The organism is Citrobacter sp. LUTT5 (genome assembly GCF_009905315.1).
GTDB classification, from domain to species: domain Bacteria; phylum Pseudomonadota; class Gammaproteobacteria; order Enterobacterales; family Enterobacteriaceae; genus Citrobacter; species Citrobacter freundii.
Window position 1 is genome coordinate 876,650 of sequence record NZ_CP047606.1, and the last position, 21,258, is coordinate 897,907.

21 protein-coding genes and 1 tRNA gene are annotated in these 21,258 nt (G+C 49.4%); 16 read left to right on the plus strand and 6 right to left on the minus strand.

Features of this window, described 5'->3' with window-relative positions:
• The first annotated feature begins 22 nt into the window (after window positions 1-22).
• Window positions 23-550, plus strand: a complete 528-nt coding sequence (locus GUC46_RS04165; protein ID WP_049000994.1) for a DUF3304 domain-containing protein — start codon at window positions 23-25, stop codon at window positions 548-550.
• Window positions 547-2,412, plus strand: coding sequence for a phospholipase effector Tle1 domain-containing protein (locus GUC46_RS04170; RefSeq protein WP_057102298.1), 1,866 nt, complete (start codon window positions 547-549; stop codon window positions 2,410-2,412). The genes GUC46_RS04165 and GUC46_RS04170 overlap by 4 nt, the downstream gene beginning before the upstream one ends.
• Window positions 2,413-2,552: 140 nt before the next feature.
• Here the strand turns inward: GUC46_RS04170 and bglA are convergent, their stop codons facing one another.
• Window positions 2,553-3,986, minus strand: coding sequence for a 6-phospho-beta-glucosidase BglA (bglA, locus tag GUC46_RS04175; RefSeq protein WP_087879267.1), 1,434 nt, complete (start codon window positions 3,984-3,986; stop codon window positions 2,553-2,555).
• Between the two features lie 120 nt (window positions 3,987-4,106).
• Window positions 4,107-4,835 carry a MurR/RpiR family transcriptional regulator gene (locus GUC46_RS04180; protein WP_160180771.1) on the minus strand — a complete coding sequence of 243 codons (729 nt, stop codon included), beginning with the start codon at window positions 4,833-4,835 and terminating at the stop codon, window positions 4,107-4,109.
• Window positions 4,836-4,887: 52 nt separating this feature from the next.
• Between GUC46_RS04180 and yqfB the strand changes: the two genes are divergently transcribed.
• Both yqfB and GUC46_RS04190 read left to right on the plus strand, forming a co-directional pair.
• The gene (gene yqfB / locus GUC46_RS04185; protein ID WP_003026949.1) at window positions 4,888-5,199 is read left to right on the plus strand and encodes a N(4)-acetylcytidine aminohydrolase; all 312 of its coding nucleotides are present in this window, start codon (window positions 4,888-4,890) and stop codon (window positions 5,197-5,199) included.
• A 162-nt stretch (window positions 5,200-5,361) separates the two neighbouring features.
• Window positions 5,362-6,021 (plus strand): hemolysin III family protein, encoded by a 660-nt coding sequence (locus GUC46_RS04190; protein WP_160179798.1) that lies wholly within the window; start codon window positions 5,362-5,364, stop codon window positions 6,019-6,021.
• Window positions 6,022-6,114: 93 nt separating this feature from the next.
• Here GUC46_RS04190 and ygfZ read toward each other — a convergent pair whose 3' ends face one another.
• A complete protein-coding gene (ygfZ, locus tag GUC46_RS04195; protein WP_003026944.1) occupies window positions 6,115-7,095 on the minus strand; it encodes a tRNA-modifying protein YgfZ in 981 nt (326 codons plus the stop codon).
• A 258-nt stretch (window positions 7,096-7,353) separates the two neighbouring features.
• On the opposite strand from ygfZ, the gene sdhE reads away from it, so the two are divergent.
• Window positions 7,354-7,620: an FAD assembly factor SdhE gene (gene sdhE, locus GUC46_RS04200; RefSeq protein WP_003026938.1), complete on the plus strand. Its 267-nt coding sequence runs from the start codon at window positions 7,354-7,356 to the stop codon at window positions 7,618-7,620.
• Entirely contained in the window at window positions 7,601-8,008 is a 408-nt protein-coding gene (locus GUC46_RS04205; protein WP_003026936.1) for a protein YgfX, read from the plus strand. Before sdhE ends, GUC46_RS04205 begins: the two co-directional genes overlap by 20 nt.
• A gap of 44 nt (window positions 8,009-8,052) precedes the next feature.
• On the opposite strand, the gene fldB is transcribed toward GUC46_RS04205, so the two are convergent.
• On the minus strand, window positions 8,053-8,574 hold the full coding sequence (fldB, locus tag GUC46_RS04210) for a flavodoxin FldB (protein ID WP_003026933.1): 522 nt from the start codon (window positions 8,572-8,574) through the stop codon (window positions 8,053-8,055).
• Window positions 8,575-8,687: 113 nt separating this feature from the next.
• On the opposite strand from fldB, the gene xerD reads away from it, so the two are divergent.
• From xerD to lysS, 5 genes are all read left to right on the plus strand, one after another.
• Window positions 8,688-9,584 (plus strand): site-specific tyrosine recombinase XerD, encoded by an 897-nt coding sequence (xerD, locus tag GUC46_RS04215; RefSeq protein ID WP_003026928.1) that lies wholly within the window; start codon window positions 8,688-8,690, stop codon window positions 9,582-9,584.
• Between the two features lie 23 nt (window positions 9,585-9,607).
• The gene (gene dsbC, locus GUC46_RS04220; protein ID WP_003825520.1) at window positions 9,608-10,321 is read left to right on the plus strand and encodes a bifunctional protein-disulfide isomerase/oxidoreductase DsbC; all 714 of its coding nucleotides are present in this window, start codon (window positions 9,608-9,610) and stop codon (window positions 10,319-10,321) included.
• A gap of 5 nt (window positions 10,322-10,326) precedes the next feature.
• Entirely contained in the window at window positions 10,327-12,060 is a 1,734-nt protein-coding gene (recJ, locus tag GUC46_RS04225) for a single-stranded-DNA-specific exonuclease RecJ (protein WP_048232743.1), read from the plus strand.
• Window positions 12,061-12,151: 91 nt separating this feature from the next.
• Window positions 12,152-13,250 (plus strand): peptide chain release factor 2 gene (prfB, locus tag GUC46_RS04230; RefSeq protein ID WP_096878465.1). Its coding sequence is split into 2 segments (ribosomal slippage): window positions 12,152-12,226 and window positions 12,228-13,250, totalling 1,098 coding nucleotides; the frame shifts between segments, so codons are not numbered across the junction.
• A gap of 9 nt (window positions 13,251-13,259) precedes the next feature.
• Window positions 13,260-14,777 (plus strand): lysine--tRNA ligase, encoded by a 1,518-nt coding sequence (gene lysS / locus GUC46_RS04235; protein WP_003026911.1) that lies wholly within the window; start codon window positions 13,260-13,262, stop codon window positions 14,775-14,777.
• 77 nt (window positions 14,778-14,854) lie between these two features.
• Here the strand turns inward: lysS and idi are convergent, their stop codons facing one another.
• A complete protein-coding gene (idi, locus tag GUC46_RS04240) occupies window positions 14,855-15,409 on the minus strand; it encodes an isopentenyl-diphosphate Delta-isomerase (protein ID WP_160179801.1) in 555 nt (184 codons plus the stop codon).
• 166 nt (window positions 15,410-15,575) lie between these two features.
• Here idi and actS point away from each other — a divergent pair, with 166 nt between their 5' ends.
• The 3 genes from actS (at window position 15,576) to GUC46_RS04255 (ending at window position 17,460) form a co-directional block, all read left to right on the plus strand.
• The gene (actS, locus tag GUC46_RS04245) at window positions 15,576-16,334 is read left to right on the plus strand and encodes an amidase activator ActS (RefSeq protein WP_016150941.1); all 759 of its coding nucleotides are present in this window, start codon (window positions 15,576-15,578) and stop codon (window positions 16,332-16,334) included.
• Window positions 16,335-16,413: 79 nt separating this feature from the next.
• Window positions 16,414-16,487 (plus strand) — tRNA-Gly (locus GUC46_RS04250).
• 499 nt (window positions 16,488-16,986) lie between these two features.
• Window positions 16,987-17,460, plus strand: a complete 474-nt coding sequence (locus GUC46_RS04255) for a DUF1643 domain-containing protein (RefSeq protein ID WP_160179804.1) — start codon at window positions 16,987-16,989, stop codon at window positions 17,458-17,460.
• An 84-nt stretch (window positions 17,461-17,544) separates the two neighbouring features.
• Here the strand turns inward: GUC46_RS04255 and GUC46_RS04260 are convergent, their stop codons facing one another.
• Window positions 17,545-18,105, minus strand: coding sequence for a tyrosine-type recombinase/integrase (locus GUC46_RS04260; protein ID WP_160179806.1), 561 nt, complete (start codon window positions 18,103-18,105; stop codon window positions 17,545-17,547).
• A 1,570-nt stretch (window positions 18,106-19,675) separates the two neighbouring features.
• Here GUC46_RS04260 and GUC46_RS04265 point away from each other — a divergent pair.
• On the plus strand, window positions 19,676-19,840 hold the full coding sequence (locus GUC46_RS04265) for a hypothetical protein (protein ID WP_160179809.1): 165 nt from the start codon (window positions 19,676-19,678) through the stop codon (window positions 19,838-19,840).
• Window positions 19,806-21,254 (plus strand): hypothetical protein, encoded by a 1,449-nt coding sequence (locus tag GUC46_RS04270; RefSeq protein WP_160179812.1) that lies wholly within the window; start codon window positions 19,806-19,808, stop codon window positions 21,252-21,254. The genes GUC46_RS04265 and GUC46_RS04270 overlap by 35 nt, the downstream gene beginning before the upstream one ends.
• Window positions 21,255-21,258: the final 4 nt, after the last annotated feature.

Below are 21,258 nucleotides of genomic sequence, written 5' to 3' on the forward strand. Positions count from 1 at the left end.
CAATAACTGAAAGGAATGAATAATGGGATTTTTTACCCGACTGGAACAATTTGACCAAAAACTGACGCGCGGTTACGCCCGTTGGGGGCGCTGGGTATGGCGAACACTGATCGTGGTGCCTGTAGCCTGGCTGTTGTTGAGCGTGGGAATGTCAATCTGGGGACCACCTACTGGCGGTGTGATACTGGTGATTCATAGTGAACTGGACAGACCGATACTGAGTTTTAGTGTTAATGGTATGACCGGGCCAAATGCGTTTGCGCACGGAGGAGGCTCAACAACTTGTTGTGGGGATATCAGAGGAAAGGAGGCTGAGGTTATCTGGACGTTGAGTATAACCCGTGCGCAGTATGATGCAGGACTGCGAGAAGAGGTCCGGCGTACCACCATGCCCTTGCCTGAAAGAAAACATGGGCAGGATTTTCTGCATGTACATTTTTTACCGGGTGACAAAGTATTTTTAGGCTGGAGTGAAGGGGCGGGTTCACCCTATGAAAAACGTAATGAATTTTCTTATCAGAGTGAAAAAATGCAGGAGGCGCAGCCATGATCAGTGAATCCGTTATCTCCGCCGCCGTGCGGGCACAACAGGCAGAAGATGGCAAGGTAGGGAATTGTGGTAGGGTCTGGCATGTTGCTTTCTTTTTTGATGGTGTGGGACGCAATATCGTTCAGGACGCACCGGCTTGCCGTTTGAGTAATATTGCTCGTCTGTTTCGGGCATATCCTGATGAATATGCAAATAGAGGTAATACTTGTTTTAATAAATTTTATTTTTCCGGTATGGGAACAGCCTACAAAGATGATTCTGTCGACAATATTAACTCCCTTATGGATATTAGTTTGGATAATCTCCTGGAGGATATGAAAAACCTGCCGGAGGATACAATATCAGATGCGGGGGAATCAGTCATAAAGGGAGATAAAAAATGGACGGATGTGCTTGGCAATCTCCTTGAGGATCTCAATAATCCGGTTGAGTGGGCTAAAGGGATAGGTAAGTTGGCTGTTAAAGCAGCAGGTAAAGCTGGAATCGAGTCCACTCCCTGGTTACGTGATCACGAAGCCATAAGTGCCTATTTTATGACAGGCGAACCCATACGTCTTGAAGCAGCAAAGAAGCAGTTTGAGAAGTTTTATACGGAAAATATGAAGGGGAGTGTTCCCGTCAAAAAAATTTCTGTCTCATTATATGGTTTTGATATGGGAGCAACACTGGCACGTAAATTTCTGGATAATTTTCTTCAGGAACTTTGCCAGAAAAATAAAGAAGGAATATATCAGTATAAGAATGTATCTGTTGATATTGCTTTCGTCGGGCTTTTTGATTGCTCACGCCATTCGCCAGCCAGTAGTAACAACGGGCTGGACTATTTTTTTATGTGGCTGGGTTTACCGGGAAACATGATTAGTTCGGTTTTGGGTGAAAAAGCTATCGATCAAAATTCGCCATTACCGGATGTGGTAAATAGCGCACTACATCTGATAGCAGCCCATGAACGACGCCCATGGCGCGGACTGTATCTGTTAGGAGAGGCTGCAAAAAATAAAAAATACAGAGAAGAATTGCTTCCCGGTTGTAGTGAAGATATTGGTGGCGGCCTGAAACCAGATGAACAGAAACCCAGCGCAGAACTGTGCCGGGTCGCGCTATACAATATGTATCATGCAGCATGTCAGGCTGGTGTGCCATTTCCTGATTTTGACACATTGGAACAATATGATGCTAAAATTTCCAGCTATTTTCTTATGAATGATGCTGTACAGGGGATACCTGTAAATTACTGGACCAGTCGTTATCAAAAAGAAGAGGTGAAGGAAAAAGAGTTTAGCGATACTGCACAGGAGAGACATCTGGATAACTATTTTCTCTGGCTGGGTGAGCAATATTATATGTATCAGTATGAACGGGGGCGACTGGATAAGAAATTATCGTTAGCACGTCGTAAACAGATAAGCGGGTACGGCCCTCTCGCGGGGACGGGAATTAACCCCAATACGGAAGTTGATGTGATAAAAGCGCAGATTTCCGAACTGGATTCACTCTGGGGATGGCTGGATGATGTAAATGACGTGGCTCGTGGCTTAAAAAATGATTTTATAGTCAATCCGAGGCTAAATGACAATCGGATAAAACTTAAACCTCAAATTTATAACGCTGCCGTTAATCGTGCTATGAAATTTCTTGAGTTTTCCAGTGCGGCTTATAACAATGAAAATCCACCATCCTCCTCTTCACGAATAGCAAATACACTTTATTCTTTTTTCGTGCATGATATACAGCGAGTTGATCATGCATCTTCTATATCTGAAGATTTTTTCTTACGTCGATCATCTGAGATGCCAGATGACGATTCTAATCCGCTGGAAAATAAAGGTGATGGAAAGAAACATACTCGCAGAGATGATTAGTGTTATGCAGGGAATTGAGGCTTTATAATTTTATTGCAAAATTAAGACTTGGTAAGAATGGGAGGCAAGTGCTCATACTTAAGTTTTTATCTCACTGGAAATTCCGGATGGCATTGTGAACTGCGCCATCCGGCAAAAAATTACAGATTCTCGCCGTTGCTGGCAATCACCTCTTTGTACCAGTCAAAACTCTTCTTCCGTGAACGTGACATATCGCCGGTGCCGTCGTCATGTTTGTTCACGTAGATAAAGCCGTAACGTTTGCTGTACTGACCGGTGGTAAACGATACGCAGTCGATGCAGCCCCATGGCGTGTAGCCCATCAGGTCTACGCCATCATAGGTCACCGCTTTCATCATTTCTTCGATGTGGGCGCGCAGATAGTCGATGCGATAGTCGTCGTTGATGCTGCCGTCTTCTTCTACTTTGTCATAAGCGCCAAACCCGTTTTCAACGATAAACAGCGGCTTCTGGTAGCGTTCATACAGCTCACATAAGGCATAGCGTAGACCGACAGGGTCAATCTGCCAGCCCCAGTCGGAGGCTTTTACGTGCGGGTTCGGTACGCTGCCCTCAAAACCAGAAATGGCATCGCCGCTGCCGCCTTCCGCTTTTACCGCGTTGGTCATGTAGTAACTGAATCCGAGATAGTCACAGGTGCCTTCACGCAGGATTTGCTCATCGTCGGCCTCCATTCGGATGTTGAATTCGCGGCGTTCCCACTCGTTCAGTACATATGATGGATAGTAGCCGCGCAGCTGAACGTCAGTGAAAACGTAGCGCTCACGCATCGATTCCTGCGCGAACATCACATCTTCAGGCTTACAGGAGAACGGGTACAGTGGCACCATCGCCAGCATGCAGCCGACTTTCATTTCCGGGTTGATGCGACGTGCCGCCTTTACCGCCAGCGCGCTGGCCACGAACTGGTGATGCAGCACCTGGTACATAGTCTCTTCAGGGTTTTCATGCTCGGTATACACCACGCCGGAGCAGCAATAACCAAACAGCGGTGCGCGCCAGTTACGCTGGTTGTTGATCTCATTGAAGGTCATCCAGTATTTGACCTTGTGCTTATAGCGCTCAAAAACGACTTCAGCAAAACGGACAAAGAAATCGACGACTTTACGATTGGTCCAGCTACCGTACTGTTGAACCAGGTGCAGCGGCATTTCAAAGTGGGAAAGGGTGATGACTGGTTCAATGTTGTACTTCAGCAGTTCATCGAACATGTCGTCGTAGAACTTTAGCCCTTCTTCATTCGGTTGGGTTTCGTCCCCTTTGGGGAAGATACGGGTCCAGGCGATTGAGGTACGGAAGCATTTGAATCCCATCTCGGCAAACAGCTTGATGTCTTCTTTGTAATGACTGTAAAAATCGACAGCTTCGTGGTTGGGGTAGTACTTACCGGACTCAACTTCCTGAGTGATTTCTCGCGGAACGCCGTGAGCCCCTCCGGTCAGTACGTCGCAAATGCTGGGGCCTTTGCCACCTTTGTTCCAGCCGCCTTCAACCTGGTGCGCCGCAACCGCGCCGCCCCATAAAAAATCGTTTGGTAAGGTAAGTTTTTTCATCTGCGCTCAGTCTCAAATTAATACAATCTGATTTTGAGTCTAACAAAGGAAGGATAAATGTCACGATATAACAAAATAGCGTAAATGTGATTTGTTACATCAAAAAAACAGATTGTTTTTTTACGCTATTCTTTTCGCCAGCTTGCGACTGAGTGATTCCAGAATATAAATAACGGGGATCTGCGTGGTTATATCGTATACCCCGGCAATACGTGTTTGTGGAACATGCCAGGAGAGGTTAAAGTCGGCGAGTTTCGCCAGGCGAGAGTGTTCATGGCTGGTGACCGACAGAACCTTACAGTTGTGCAGACTGAACTGGCTGGCAAAGCGCAGGATCTCTTCTGTTTCACCAGATACGGAAAGCACGATCGCCAGCGCGTTTCTGGCCATGTCGTTAGTGACCGGGAAATAAGGATCGTCAATGTGATTACTGAATTTACCGACGTTTGAGAAAAAACGTGCGCCATATTTTGCCAGCGCTCCAGACGTTCCCGCTCCGACGAATATAATACGTTCGGACGATAATATAATATCAACAGCCTGATCGAGCAGTTTATCGAATTCGTCGTTATTGACGCCTTTAAAGAAACTGATAATTTCGCTGGCACCGAAATTAGCCTGTTGCGGTTCATTCTGCTCTAAATATAATTTGAAGCGCACGCGAAATTCTGAGTAACCCTCACATTTAAGCTTGCGGCAAAAGCGCAGTACGGTGGTAGTGGAAACACCCACGGCATCGGCCAGTTCGCGAATGGTCATGTACATGACTTTGTCACGGTTTTTGATGACATAGTTGTAGACCAGCATCTCAAGATTGTTGAGACTGGCGATGGCAGCGTGGGAGAACATACTCACAATGGCAAAACTCACTCATCAGACTTCATCTACAGGGAATAATAACATGCAGCCAAATGACATCACTTTTTTTCAGCGTTTCCAGGATGACATTCTGGCCGGACGCAAGACCATCACCATTCGTGACGAGTCCGAATCACACTTCAAAGCCGGGGACATTTTACGGGTTGGGCGCTTCGAAGATGACGGTTACTTTTGCACGATTGAGGTTGTTGGCACCTCAACCGTCACGCTGGATACGCTAACGGATAAACATGCCCAGCAGGAAAACATGACGCTTGAAGAACTTAAACATGTGATTGCCGAGATTTATCCGAATCAGACGCAATTTTATGTGATTGATTTTAAATGCCTTTGATTTAAAGAAACATCTGTTAGTTGAAAAATCACTTTCAACACAATGATTTTAAAGGATTAATATTAATGTGATATTTATTTTAGCTAACAGGTGTTCACTGGAACCATTCTCAGTTACGCTAGAGGCGCAATAACGAAAGTGTTCGTTTCTGGGGAGTAACTTATGGTTCAGAAGCCATTAAGCGCGCAGGGATATTCGTTGGCAGAGGAAATAGCCAATAGCATCAGTCACGGTATCGGGCTGGTGTTTGGGATTGTCGGACTGGTGTTATTACTGGTCCAGGCAGTAGATACCAACGCCAGCGCTATGGCCATTACCAGCTATAGCCTGTACGGCGGCAGCATGATCCTGCTGTTCCTCGCCTCAACTTTGTATCACGCGATCCCCCATCAGAGAGCGAAAATCTGGCTGAAAAAATTTGACCACTGTGCGATTTATCTGCTGATTGCCGGGACCTACACGCCATTTCTGCTGGTGGGGCTTGATTCGCCGCTGGCACGTGGACTGATGATTGTTATCTGGAGCCTGGCGCTGATCGGTATTTTATTCAAACTGACCATTGCGCACCGATTTAAGGTTCTGTCGCTGGTAACCTACCTGACAATGGGCTGGCTATCGCTGATTGTGGTGTATCAACTGGCGGTTAAGTTGGCAGCGGGAGGCGTGACGTTGCTGGCTGTTGGCGGTGTGGTGTATTCCCTGGGCGTTATTTTCTACGTCTGTAAGCGCATTCCTTACAACCATGCGATCTGGCACGGCTTTGTGCTGGGCGGCAGCGTTTGCCACTTCCTGGCGATCTATCTCTACGTTGGTCAGGCGTAATCATTGACGCCGGATGGAGGCTAGCGCCTTATCCGGCCTACAAAACAAAAGCCAGCATGCCTGATAGACGCATCGCAATCAGGCATTATTCATTTACTCTTCCAGCGAATACGGCAGCGGTACGATTTGCAGCGTTTTTGCGTCGTCACGAACGCGGAACACGCTGTCGGCCTCCATGTCGTTATTCATCACAACCTGCACCAGTACCTGACCATCGGCCAGTTTTACTGCGGCAAGTACGGTACCGGTACGACGCCAGTTCTCGCCCATTTTTAATTCAAGGTCTTCGCCAGCTTCCGGTACTCGACCGGCGGCACCCGCCAAAGTCCACATGGCGCGTTTATTGGCTCCGCGGAATTTTGCACGAGCAACCATTTCCTGACCGGTGTAGCAGCCTTTTTTAAAGCTGATCCCACCCAGAGCCTGCAGATTGGTAGCCTGTGGAATAAACTGTGCACTGTTGGCTGTATCAATAACGGGGATACCCGCTTCGATATCCAGCGCCAGCCACTGCTGGCTGTTATTTAACTCTGCTTCGCCACGCAGCTTTTCAACCAAGGTTTCTGCTGTGGTGGCATCAACGATCAGCAGAAAACGTTCAGCAGGGTGTTCGAACCACAATACCGTGGAGGCACCTTCGGTAATGACCTGCTTATCACTGTTCGGTAATTCGCTAAAGAGATTGGCCAGCGCTGCACGTGCCTGGAATCCCGCTACGCCCAGCAGGACACGCTCGTCATCCGGGGCAATCGCCACTTTCGAGAAGACCGCGTATTTTTTCAGCTCGGTGAGCTGCGCATCACGCAGGCTACGGCGCTCAAGCCATGCAAAACCGTCACCCTGTCGGAACAGACGCAGGTTGCTCCACATTTTACCTTTGGCGTCACAATGTGCAGCTAACAGGTGCTGATGCTCGGTCATCTGGCTGACATCCGCCGTGACCTGACCCTGAATATACTTCTCACTGTCGACACCGGTGATGGTGGCGAGCGCCCAGTCATCGAGCGTCATTAGCGTCAGAGGCAAACGCGTTGACGCGAAAGGCTGGCGAGGAGGAAAAGATGTAAAAGCCATAATAATGTCCTGATTTGCTTAACGCAGTGATAATGACTAATGGTAAAAGAGCTATGGCCCATTGCAAGCGGTTTAAACAGGCTATTTGTGCCCCATATATTGCGCTTTGCGAGGAAACATCAAAAAATGGTGAATCCTTTGGCTTAATAAGGTTTTATTTAGCGAGCGAGCTTCAGTTTACTGATATTCCCGTAAAAGAGCGGGAAAAACACGTTACAATAGCGGGATACTTCGTTTTCGCGAGACAGGGAGAAGAACATGGATATTAACAACAAAGCACGTATTCATTGGGCATGCCGCCGCGGTATGCGCGAGCTGGACATCTCGATCATGCCGTTTTTCGAACATGAATATGACAGCTTAAGTGACGAAGAAAAACGTATCTTTATCCGTCTGCTAGAATGTGATGATCCAGATTTATTTAACTGGTTGATGAATCATGGGAAACCAGCTGATGCTGAGCTGGAGCAGATGGTGCGACTTATCCAGACACGGAATCGGGAACGTGGTCCAGTGGCAATCTGATTTACGCGTATCATGGCGCGCGCAGTGGCTTTCACTGCTAATTCATGGGCTGGTCGCGGTGTTTATTTTATTGATGCCCTGGCCATTGAGCTACACCCCATTATGGCTGGTTTTGCTCTCTCTGGTGGTATTCGATAGCGTTCGCAGTCAGCGTCGAATCAACGCCTGTCAGGGTGAGATTCGGCTGTTGATGGATGGTCGTCTGCGCTGGCAAGGGCAAGAGTGGTCTATCGTTAGCGCCCCCTGGATGGTTAAAACAGGCATGATGCTGCGTTTGCGCTCTGATGCCGGAAAACGTCAACATTTGTGGCTGGCGGCAGACAGTATGGATGATGCTGAGTGGCGGGATTTACGGCGGTTGATGCTGCAAAAGGCGAAGCAGAAGTAGTACTGACGGTAAGGTTGCGACCTTAGCCGTCAGTCGGCAGAAATTCAGGACCAGTGCTCGGCCATTTCGCCAAGAATTTGCTCGCACCAGGCCTGAATGCGTTCATCGCTGAGATCGTACTGGTTCGTTTCATCCAGCGCCAAACCAACAAACAGCTGTCCATCGGCAATGACGGGTTTATCGCTGGTGAATTCGTAGCCTTCGGTGGGCCAGTAGCCGACAAACTTTACACCTTTGGTGATCAGTTTATCGTGCAACATACCCAGCGCATCCAGGAACCATTCACCGTATCCCAACTGATCGCCCATACCGTAAAGCGCGACAATCTTTCCTTCCAGGTTGAGGTCGTCCAGTTGCTCCCAGACAGCTTCCCAGTCCTCCTGAATTTCACCGAAATCCCAGGTTGGGATGCCCAAAATGAGCACGTCATACTGCTCCATTAGGGTCGGGGAATCGTCTTTGAGGTTGTGCAGTGTCACCAGTTCGGGACCCAGGATATCGCGGATTTTTTCTGCTGCCATTTCGGTGTAGCAGGTGCTGGAACCGTAAAAAAGACCCATGTTCATGACGTAAACATCTCAATTCTGCTGTAGCGTTGCGGGTAGTGTAACAGAATCGCCGCAATCCCGGCACAATGAGGCATAATGCATCAAAAATGAGAGTGGAATAAGGGGCGCGAGTGGAACAGGATCTGGCGCGCATCGAGCAGTTTCTTGATGCCCTGTGGCTGGAACGAAATCTGGCGGAAAACACATTAAGTGCGTATCGTCGCGATCTGACCATGCTTGTGGAATGGTTACATCACCGTGGCGCTTCGCTTGCGACCGCGCAAAGTGATGATCTGCAAGCCTTGCTGGCTGAGCGGATGGATGGAGGGTATAAAGCCACCAGTTCTGCACGTTTGCTCAGTGCGACGCGACGTTTTTTTCAGCATCTGTACCGCGAAAAATATCGCGAAGATGACCCCAGCGCCTCGCTTGCATCACCTAAACTTCCGCAGCGTCTGCCCAAAGATCTCAGCGAAGCGCAGGTAGAACGACTGCTGCAGGCGCCGCTTATCGATCAACCGCTGGAGCTACGCGACAAAGCCATGCTGGAAGTGTTGTATGCAACGGGCCTGCGCGTGTCTGAACTGGTAGGACTGACGATGAGTGACGTCAGCCTGCGTCAGGGCGTGGTACGGGTGATCGGTAAAGGTAACAAAGAGCGCCTTGTCCCGTTGGGTGAGGAGGCAGTGTACTGGCTGGAAACATACCTGGAGCATGGGCGTCCATGGTTGCTCAACGGCGTATCGATTGATGTGCTGTTTCCTAGTCAGCGGGCGCAACAGATGACCCGTCAGACCTTCTGGCATCGTATCAAACACTATGCTGTGTTGGCGGGAATCGACAGCGAAAAGCTGTCACCGCACGTCCTGCGGCACGCATTTGCCACGCATCTGCTCAACCATGGCGCAGATCTGCGCGTGGTGCAGATGCTACTGGGGCATAGCGATCTCTCGACAACGCAAATTTATACTCATGTCGCAACGGAGCGCTTGCGGCAACTACATCAACAGCATCACCCGCGAGCGTGAGTGCTGACAGGATAGGATAGGCTATGAAAAAACGTTTTATGATGTTCACCCTGCTGGCGACGGCGTTTTCCGGCATGGTACATGCAGACGACGCGGCAATTCGCCAGTCATTAGCAAAGCTGGGTGTGCAGAGCACCGAGATTCAACCTGCTCCGGTTGCGGGCATGAAAACCGTACTGACCAATAGCGGCGTGCTGTACGTAACTGAAGACGGTAAACATATTATTCAGGGACCGATGTATGACGTGAGCGGCGCAAGTCCGGTGAACGTCACCAACCAACTGCTGATGAAGCATCTGAACGCGCTGGAAAAAGAGATGATCATCTACAAAGCGCCGCAGGAAAAACACGTCATTACCGTTTTCACCGACATCACTTGTGGTTACTGCCACAAGCTGCATGAAGAGATGAAAGATTACAATGCGTTGGGGATCACCGTACGTTATCTGGCCTTCCCACGTCAGGGGCTGGACAGCCAGGCTGAGCAGGACATGAAGTCTATCTGGTGTGCTAAGGACAAAAACAAAGCCTTTGACGACGCGATGACTGGCAAGGGTGTAAAAGCGGCGACCTGTGATGTGGATATCGCTAACCACTATGCGCTGGGCGTACAGTTTGGCGTCAGCGGTACACCGGCGATTGTGCTGAGCAATGGCTATGTCGTACCTGGCTATCAGGGCCCGAAAGAGATGAAAGAATTCCTCGACGCACATGCAAAACAAACCAGCGGTAAATAATTCGCGTGAAACAACAGATACAACTTCGTCGGCGTGAGGCCGACGAGACCGCCGAGCTACCTGCCGACTTGCCGCCACTGCTGCGCCGTTTATACGCCAGCCGTGGTGTACGTAGCGCGCAGGAGCTTGAGCGTAGCGTGAAAGGCATGCTGCCGTGGCAACATTTGAACGGCGTCGAAAAAGCGGTTGAGATCCTCTACAACGCCTTTCGCGAAGGAACCCGAATCATCGTTGTCGGCGATTTTGACGCTGATGGTGCGACCAGCACGGCGCTAAGCATCCTGGCGATGCGCGCGTTGGGCTGCAGTAACGTTGACTACCTGGTGCCAAATCGTTTTGAAGACGGTTATGGTTTAAGCCCGGAAGTCGTTGATCAGGCCCATGCCCGGGGCGCTCAGCTGATTGTCACCGTAGACAACGGCATCTCGTCTCACGCGGGTGTCGAACATGCCAGAACGTTGGGGATCCCGGTCGTTGTGACCGATCACCACCTGCCAGGGGATACGCTGCCGGGCGCAGAGGCAATCATTAATCCTAACCTGCCCGACTGTGAGTTCCCGTCGAAATCGCTGGCAGGCGTTGGTGTAGCCTTCTATCTGATGCTGGCGCTGCGTACTTTCCTGCGTGACAAAGGCTGGTTTGATGAACGCGGCATTGCACCGCCGAACCTGGCAGATTTGCTCGATCTGGTTGCACTTGGCACGGTGGCGGACGTGGTCCCGCTGGATGCCAATAACCGTATTCTGACGTGGCAAGGCTTAAGCCGTATTCGTGCCGGAAAGTGCCGCCCTGGTATTAAAGCGCTGCTGGAGATTTCCAATCGCGACCCCCTAAAGCTGGCAGCCAGTGATTTAGGTTTTGCCCTCGGGCCACGGCTGAATGCGGCGGGCCGTCTGGACGATATGTCCGTTGGTGTGGCGCTGTTGCTGTGCGACAACATTGGCGAAGCGCGTGTGCTGGCCAATGAGCTGGATGCGCTCAACCAGACGCGCAAAGAGATCGAGCAGGGTATGCAGGCCGAAGCACTGACCTTGTGTGAAAAGCTGGAACGCAGTAGCGATACACTACCGGGCGGCCTGGCAATGTATCATCCCGAGTGGCATCAGGGCGTTGTGGGGATTCTGGCATCGCGTATTAAAGAGCGATTCCATCGTCCAGTGATAGCGTTTGCCCCGGCAGGTGACGGTACTCTCAAAGGATCCGGGCGTTCGATTCAGGGGCTGCACATGCGCGATGCGCTGGAGCGCCTGGACACCCTTTATCCGGGCATGATCCTCAAGTTTGGCGGTCACGCCATGGCGGCGGGTTTATCGCTTGAAGAGGCGCAGTTTGAGCGTTTCCAGCAGCGTTTTGGCGAGCTGGTAACCGAGTGGCTGGATCCTGCCTTACTGCAAGGTGAAGTGGTGTCGGATGGCCCACTGAGCGCGGCGGAGATGACCATGGAGATCGCACAAATGCTGCGCGATGCCGGACCGTGGGGGCAAATGTTCCCGGAACCGCTGTTTGACGGGCATTTCCGTTTGCTCCAGCAGCGTCTGGTCGGTGAGCGTCATCTGAAGGTGATGGTCGAGCCCGTGGGCGGTGGTCCGCTGCTGGACGGTATTGCGTTTAATGTCGATACCACCTACTGGCCGGACAACGGCGTGCGCGAAGTTCAACTTGCCTACAAACTGGATATTAACGAGTTTCGCGGCAACCGCAGCTTGCAGATTATAATCGACAATATCTGGCCACTTTAGCGTCACTAATCGCTATAAAAAAGGGCGTGGATTAGTTACAATCCCGCTCTTATCACCGCATTTTGACTAGTCCAATAAAAGAAATCAGACAATGTTTGAAATTAATCCGGTAAATAACCGCATTCAGGACCTCACGGAGCGCTCTGACGTTCTTAGGGGGTATCTTTGACTATGATGCCAAGAAAGAGCGTCTGGAAGAAGTAAACGCCGAGCTGGAACAGCCGGACGTGTGGAACGAACCCGAACGCGCTCAGGCGCTGGGCAAAGAGCGTTCCTCCCTTGAGGCCATCGTTGATACGCTCGATCAGATGAGCCAGGGCCTGGAAGATGTCTCCGGCCTGCTGGAACTGGCTGTAGAAGCCGATGACGAAGAAACCTTTAACGAAGCCGTAGCAGAACTCGATACGCTGGAAGATAAGCTGGCCCAGCTGGAATTCCGTCGTATGTTCTCCGGTGAATATGACAGCGCGGATTGCTATCTCGATATTCAGGCAGGTTCTGGCGGTACGGAAGCGCAGGACTGGGCAAGCATGCTGATGCGCATGTATCTGCGTTGGGCTGAAGCGCGCGGCTTTAAGACTGAAATCATTGAAGAGTCTGAAGGTGAAGTCGCGGGTATTAAATCCGTGACCATCAGAATTGCTGGTGAATATGCTTACGGTTGGCTGCGTACTGAAACCGGCGTACACCGCCTGGTACGTAAGAGTCCGTTCGACTCCGGCGGACGTCGCCATACGTCGTTCAGTTCGGCGTTTGTTTATCCGGAAGTTGACGATGATATTGATATCGATATCAACCCGGCGGACCTGCGTATCGACGTTTACCGTGCCTCCGGTGCAGGCGGTCAGCACGTTAACCGTACGGAATCTGCGGTGCGTATTACCCACATCCCTACCGGGATTGTGACGCAGTGTCAGAACGACCGTTCCCAGCACAAGAACAAAGACCAGGCCATGAAGCAGATGAAAGCGAAGCTTTATGAACTGGAAATGCAGAAGAAGAATGCCGAGAAACAGGCGATGGAAGACACCAAGTCAGATATCGGCTGGGGTAGCCAGATTCGTTCTTATGTCCTTGATGACTCCCGCATCAAAGATCTGCGTACCGGGGTTGAAACCCGTAACACGCAGGCGGTGCTGGATGGCAGCCTGGATCAATTTATCGAAGCAAGTTTGAAAGCAGGGTTATGAGGAACCAACATGTCTGAACAACACGTACAGGGCGCTGACGCGGTAGCCGACCTTAACAATGAACTGAAAACGCGCCGTGAGAAGCTGGCGAGCCTGCGTGAGCAGGGGATCCCGTTCCCGAACGATTTCCGTCGCGATCATACCTCAGACCAACTGCATGCTGACTTCGACGCGAAAGAAAACGAAGAGCTGGAAGCGCTGAACATTGAGGTATCCGTTGCTGGCCGTATGATGACCCGTCGTATTATGGGTAAAGCATCATTCGTTACGCTGCAGGACGTTGGCGGCCGTATTCAGCTGTACGTTGCTCGCGATGACCTGCCGGAAGGCGTCTACAACGAGCAGTTCAAAAAATGGGATCTGGGCGATATCCTCGGCGCGAAAGGTAAGTTGTTCAAGACCAAGACCGGTGAGCTGTCTATCCACTGCACCGAACTGCGTCTGCTGACCAAAGCGCTGCGCCCGCTGCCGGACAAATTCCACGGTCTGCAGGATCAGGAAGCGCGCTATCGTCAACGTTACCTGGATCTCATCTCTAACGATGAATCCCGCAATACCTTTAAAGTGCGTTCACAGATTATGGCTGGCATTCGTCAGTTCATGGTTGCTCGCGGCTTTATGGAAGTAGAAACCCCGATGATGCAGGTGATCCCAGGCGGTGCGGCAGCGCGTCCGTTTATCACTCATCATAACGCGCTGGATCTGGACATGTACCTGCGTATCGCGCCGGAACTTTACCTCAAGCGTCTGGTGGTTGGCGGCTTCGAACGCGTATTCGAAATTAACCGTAACTTCCGTAACGAAGGCATCTCTGTTCGCCATAACCCAGAGTTCACCATGATGGAACTCTACATGGCTTATGCGGACTACAAAGATCTCATCGAACTGACTGAATCTCTGTTCCGTACGTTGGCGCAGAACGTTCTGGGAACGACTGAAGTGCCTTACGGTGAAGAAGTCTTCGACTTCGGTAAGCCGTTTGAAAAACTGACCATGCGCGAAGCGATTCAGAAATACCGTCCGGAAACCAACATGGCCGATCTGGATAACTTCGACTCTGCAAAAGCGATTGCTGAATCTATCGGCATCAAAGTTGAGAAGAGCTGGGGTCTGGGTCGTATCGTGACCGAGATCTTTGAAGAAGTTGCAGAAGCGCACCTGATTCAACCAACCTTCATTACCGAGTACCCGGCAGAAGTTTCTCCGCTGGCGCGTCGTAATGACGAAAACCCGGAAATCACCGATCGCTTCGAATTCTTCATCGGCGGACGTGAGATCGGTAACGGCTTCAGCGAGCTGAACGATGCCGAGGATCAGGCGCAGCGTTTCCAGGATCAGGTTAACGCCAAAGATGCGGGTGATGACGAAGCGATGTTCTACGACGAAGACTACGTTACCGCTCTGGAACACGGTCTGCCGCCGACTGCGGGTCTGGGCATTGGTATCGACCGTATGGTTATGCTGTTCACCAACAGCCACACCATCCGTGACGTGATCCTGTTCCCGGCGATGCGCCCGGTTAAGTAAGATGTGAAATGCCGGATGGCGGCTGACGCCTTATCCGGCCTACGATTCGTAATGTAGGCCAGATAAACGTAGCGCCATCAGGCAATAAATTGTTGGCAGTAATTCTGCAACAGCGCACGCGCTTCTTTGTTTGCAACCTGCATTACCATCCACGGGCTGAAAGCCCACGGCGTCGCGTCAATCCCGCTTAAGACATCCTCAAGATTGCTCCACTGGCAATCCATCACTTCATCTGGGTTTAGCTGTAGCTCACTGACGATATGTGCGGCATAAACCGGACATACTTCGTTTTCAACTATCCCACTCGGGTCTGTGGCGCGATAACGAAAATCAGCGTATACGGGGGTGAGCAAGTTGATATCTGCACCCAGTTCGAAGCGAGCCCGGCGGACAATAGCGGCTTCGTTGGTTTCGCCCAACTGCGGGTGACCGCAGACAGAGTTGGTCCAGACACCTGGCCAGGCTTTTTTGTGCAGCGAGCGGCGGGTGACCAGCAGTTGGCCCTGCTCGTTAAATATCCAGCACGAGAAAGCGGAGTGCAGGGGGGTTGTGGCGGTATGCGCCGCATACTTTTCCAGCGTTCCGCAGGGTTGGTCCTGCTCATTCAATAAAATGACATGTTCCTGTCGCATAGCGTCCACCATCAATCTTAAGCACTCACATTATATGCTTAATTAAGTCAGAGTGATTAACAGAGGGTGTGAAATGCCAGAGCCGCCGGTTCGTTGCGCGATATGATTTGGCATCCGGTTTCTGGCTGCTATGATAAAGCGTCTGAAAATGTTGCGAGGTATTGTTTTGAGTGCAGGACGCCTGAAGAAAAATGGCCTGGGTATCGTGATGCTGCTGTGTGTCGGTCTGCTGTTAGCGGGCTGTTCCGGGAGCAAGTCGTCTGATACAGGAAGTTATTCCGGCTCCGTGTATACCGTGAAGCGGGGAGATACGCTATACCGTATTTCGCGCGCCACCGGTACCAGCGTGAAAGAGATCGCTCGCCTGAATAATATTTCACCGCCCTATACCATTGAAGTGGGGCAAAAGCTGAAGGTCAGCGGCGGCGCGAAAACCAGTTCTGGAGCTGGCAAAACAACCAAGAAATCCTCAACCAAAACGGCGGCGGTCAGACCATCTTCTTCTGTGCCGCAGTCGTCCTGGCCACCAGTAGGGCAACGTTGCTGGCAGTGGCCTGCCAGCGGTAAGGTGATCCTACCTTATTCTACGGCGGACGGCGGCAATAAGGGCATTGATATCTCAGCTGCGCGCGGTACGCCGATTTATGCGGCCGGAGCAGGGAAGGTGGTTTATGTCGGTAATCAGCTGCGGGGCTACGGTAATCTCATCATGATTAAGCACAGTGAGGACTACATCACTGCGTATGCGCATAATGACACCATGCTGGTGAACAACGGTCAAAACGTGAAGGCCGGGCAGAAGATAGCGACGATGGGCAGCTCGGATGCGACGACGGTGCGCCTGCATTTCCAAATCCGCTACCGGGCAACGGCTATCGATCCGCTGCGTTATTTACCGCCGCAGGGGAGTAAGCCAAAATGCTGACGGTGAATTAATCGCCAGTCAGTCGGTTAGTCCCTTGCCAAGAAGAGCGTAAGGTTTATAATCCCTTACGCACTTCAATGCGGGCGTAGTTCAATGGTAGAACGAGAGCTTCCCAAGCTCTATACGAGGGTTCGATTCCCTTCGCCCGCTCCAGAATCTTCCCAGGTGGAACCGTTCAAAAATCTCCGGTTCTTTCAGCATGTTACGCAGTAGTGCTTACTAACATGCTTATGCGTTCTACCATAGTTCACTACTTTGACACTTGTCACGAATGGTTACTCGGTGAGATGAGAGTGTAGCCAATCGTTGGCGGTGGTTTCAAGTTCTTACCGCGATAATACAACAATGAACGCAAAGCCTCTCCTGTGGCATAGATACATCTCATTGGCGGCAGCACGGCAACAACCTTAGCGCGGGATAAACAGGCGTAAAGATGGGACTAACCTGATCGGTAAAGAATCAGGCTCTACCACGGCTTCGATCACCGGAACATAACGATCACCTGATCACCGTTGCCACTGCTGAAAACCTAATGATCCGCCTACGGCGCTTTCGTTGATGTACCCATCACGGCGCTAAATGACTTCTATTGCCTGGCGCTTAACAAGTTGATAAACCTGTATGTACGGACACAACTGAAAAAGGTTTTCAAATGAAAATGTTAAAAAGTGCGGTGTTCTCTGATTGCATGCAGTATCGCTATTCAATAACCAGGACCTGGGATGAAACAAAGCCCTATGTGGTCTTTATAGGTCTGAACCCTTCTTATGCTGATGCTGAAAAAGATGATCGCACTATGGGCCGTTGTATCTCGTTTGCGAAAAGCTGGGGATGGGGTGGGGTGCGTATTGTTAATCTGTTTGCATACATACACACTAATCGCTTCGAAATGATGAGAATGGCTAATTCTGTTGGTTCAGATAATGATCGCTACATAGTTGAAACGGTAGCTAATGCCGGATTAGTGGTAGCTGCATGGGGCGATGACGGACGGCATTTGAATCGCTCTGATGCCGTAAGGGCTCTTCTGCCTCCTGATACGAAATGTTTTAAAATCAATGCAACAGGTGAACCAAAACATCCTCTCCTTGTGCATAGAAATGCGGTGCTAATTCCATTTACTTAAATTACCAATTGAATGTGCCTAATGTGAGCGGCGAGGGCTGGCAGTAGTGCCAGCATTAGCACAAGGTGATTCATGTGTTCCCCCTTATAAATCCATCTCATTGATCACACGGCTAACGGCTTGTTTATCTAAATCCAGATAGCGCCTGGTGTCTGTAATGTTGCTGTGATTAAGCACGGTCATAGCGAGGGCAAGGTTATTTCCCGAACGCCGATACAGTGAATTTGCCCCCCCTTTCCGAAATGAATGGGCTGAGACAGTGCCATGAATGCCGATAGCTTTAGCGGCTTCTGCGATCTGCTTGCTCACTTCTTCACGGCGTACAGGCGCTTGCTTGTTCATCGAGCGGTTACGCTGGCTCCTGAACACATGCACATCATGCGGAAACTCAGCACGGCGACGAGCGATCATCTGCACCACTGGAGCCGGAAGGGTGAGGGCTTTACGCTTCCCTGTCTTCTGTTCTTCTATGTCTATCTCACCATTGATCACTTCGTCGAAGCGCAAAGCTACGGCATCCCCTACACGCAGTACGGCGGCTTGCATCATTAACGTAACGTCAGCTATCAGGCTTTTGTTATGAGCGTTTAGCCATTCCCTGATCGCTTTGGCTTGCTGTTCATCTAAGACTACTGCTCTGTTCACTTTACCCTCCTTTAAGGTCACACATCTAAACATGCGAAATAAACATTATGATCATTTTCAGTGGCTTGCAATACAAATGATCAGAAAATGATCTGTGTTGTGTGTGGTAATGGCGCGGTTGTGTCCAGTGCTGAACGCAAAGAAGCACGGCCTCCAGTTCAAAATTCGAACGATTTTGAAATATCTTCAACAAAATCATGATGTTAGCATTTATAAACATGTGTTTGGACGTTGCCAAATCCTCAGATCGGTACGAAGAAGAGCGGCAACAGCGGAACATCACACTACAGATGGTTGTGTGTGGTTGTTGTCTATCTCATTGATTTTATGTTGGTAAATGTGGGGTTGTTAGGCGAGGGCGGCGCTAACCTGCCAGTATGCACGGAGTATGCAGAGTTTATGCACTTGAAACTGATTGCAGAATGAAATGATTAGAATGCTAACTAAGTGGCGGATTTTGGCATGGAAAAAAATGTTGTTACATTATAACAATAAAACGAGAAAACTCGTTCAGCGCATTGCACCTATCATGAAAGTGGTTTGCCATGACAAACAGCCCTGTAAGCCACACGGCGTAAGGCTTAATCATAAGTGATGAAAGATACTTTGAAAGTGAGAAAGGCGCTCAGAGAGCGTTACAGGCTGGTTATTTAGGATGGAATAAGCATCGCTTTACCTTGGGTTTAGCGGGTATTTAGCGTGGGATTTTTCCGGCGCTATGGAGGCGAGTATTCGCTATTAACACGTAATCAGGATTGATGGAGGGTTAATTCTCCATAAAGTGGAATGCACTATTTGGTATGCGCTGATCACGCGCATGAAAGATAGCTTTACAGGAGAGATCAATCTTCACAGAAAGTTATTGTTGAGAAGAAATTCTCCTGTAGAGATAATTTGTAATGCTCGCTTCGCTCACTGACATAAACCAACTACTAACTACCCTTAATTAAATTAAGGTTATTAATTATCTCTCTTGTGTTCTCGTATTCCTCGAACATACATCATTGTGCAAGATGGTTATGTGCAGATACTTTTTCATGCAACATTCACCCGCTGATCGCTGGCTCATTGTTCGCCTACATTTTAGAAGGTAAGAGGGTATCATTTTAATGATAAGCCCTTTACATAATTTTGATACCTTCTACATGTGTATGTGCAATGTAGCGTAGCTACAAAATCGGCTCACTTGCATGAAGAGCCGGAAATGATACCATAGATGACTAATTATGCACATTTTGATAATTTTATTCACTTTCTTGCATAAATAGCTTGACAAACGTTAGTAAAATAGTGTATTCTGGTAAGTATGAAGGGGAGAAAACCTTCTGAAACTTTCGGCCCTGGGCGGGGTAATCTGCCTGGGGCTTTTTGCATCCAAAATCCGAAGGAGATAGTTATTGAAGTATTTCAGTAGTGACCAGGTTTTTAATGATCTGGTGAGTGGCAAGGTGAAACGCCACGTTATTTACGCATCCATGCAAGCAGCAAAATCGAGGGAGTATACAGACCGAATGAAAATGTTCGCTGACGCTCTCGCCCGTTATGACCAACACCGAAAGGAAATTAACCAATGATGAACATTCGTTTTAGTCCAGAAGTTTACGAGGCACTCCGCGAAGCCGCCACAATTAAAGGCGTAAGTATTCCGGCCCTGGTTTGCTCCATTGTCAAAAATAACATCCTACAACAAGAGGAACCCAATGAAAGAAAAGAAGCAAGTAGTAAAATTCGTTGATGCAATTTGCGGATCTGGAAAGTCCACCACGTTACAGCACTACATCAAATCAAGTTTATTAACAAATTCCGAAGCAATTCCCCCTCGTTATCTCCTGGTAATGCCAACACATGAATTATGTGGACAGGTGAGGGAAGAACTAAAAGACAGACGGGTGAAGAGTTTTCATGTAGACACCGAAACAGAAGCGGTAAATCTCCTAATTTCCACCCTGGAATACGATTTTCAGCATTCGGTTATTATCTGCACACATCAATGTTTCATTCATTATTGCTATCGCGCAGCGCTTGAAACAGAACTTCAAAACCTTCTCCGTAATTTCAGCATCTTTGTTGATGAAATTCCTGATGCAATGTTTGGCGCTTACATCAAAGTACAGCATACAGATCGGACGGAAGAAAATTTCCCATTCCTAAAGTGGCTGGAAGAGCGGGACGGATTGTTATTCCTGCGTGAAGATTGCCAAACGGATTTCTATAAATACTGGCATGAAAAACAGGCGAGCGGTGCTGAGTTAAAGCGCCTACTTTGGGCGATTATGCAAGGTGCTGGACTTCTCTACGAAGAAAATAAACACTTGTTTGCTTTCACTGCATCACCAATTATCAGATCTGTAGAATGGGCTGAACAATTTACACTCTTAGGTGCTGGCTCTTCTCGGAGCTTGTTTGTCTGGGCTGCTGAACATCTGGCGAAATACGAAGTAGAGGAAGCTGGTGAACATCTACAGCCACCAATTGAAAGACGTAAGCATAAACGTGTGCCGATCTCTCTGGTCGCCGTATGTGAGAACAGATGCACCCTGACAGCATTACAGAAGGTATTTCAGGAGCATTTACAGGAAATTATCCAGCGTGTGCCAGGTGAATTTATCTTTGCCACTAACAGAGATAAATCCTTGTGTCAGTTTACTACGATAGGGGATGACATTCTTTCAAATTCTGCCCGTGGTGAGCGTGTTTCAATGGCTTCCTATGGTCTGAACCATTACCAGCACATGCACAATGCTGTGTTTCTGGGATGCAGTAATCTTGATCGAGATTTCCAGGGTAAATGGCGGCAGTATGCAGAGCTTAACGGATGGGATGTTGAAGAATTTGAACAGAAGCAACGCGCCGCGATGAACTATGAACGGTGCTACCAGTTTATTAGCCGTACATCTGTACGTAATGCTGATACTGATCATCCTCTGGTGTTTGTAGTGCCGGATCTGGCTACTGCTGAATACATCAAAGCGCATTATTTCCCAGGTGCAAAGATTGAATGCTTCAACTTAGGTAAAGTGAGAAAAAAGGTTAAAGGCGACAATACACGCGCAGAAGTGCAGGAACATAAATCCAAAGGATTTACCCAAAAACAAACGGCGGCACTCATGAAGAAAGGGATCGCCACCATCAAACGAAACTGGAACTAAGGAG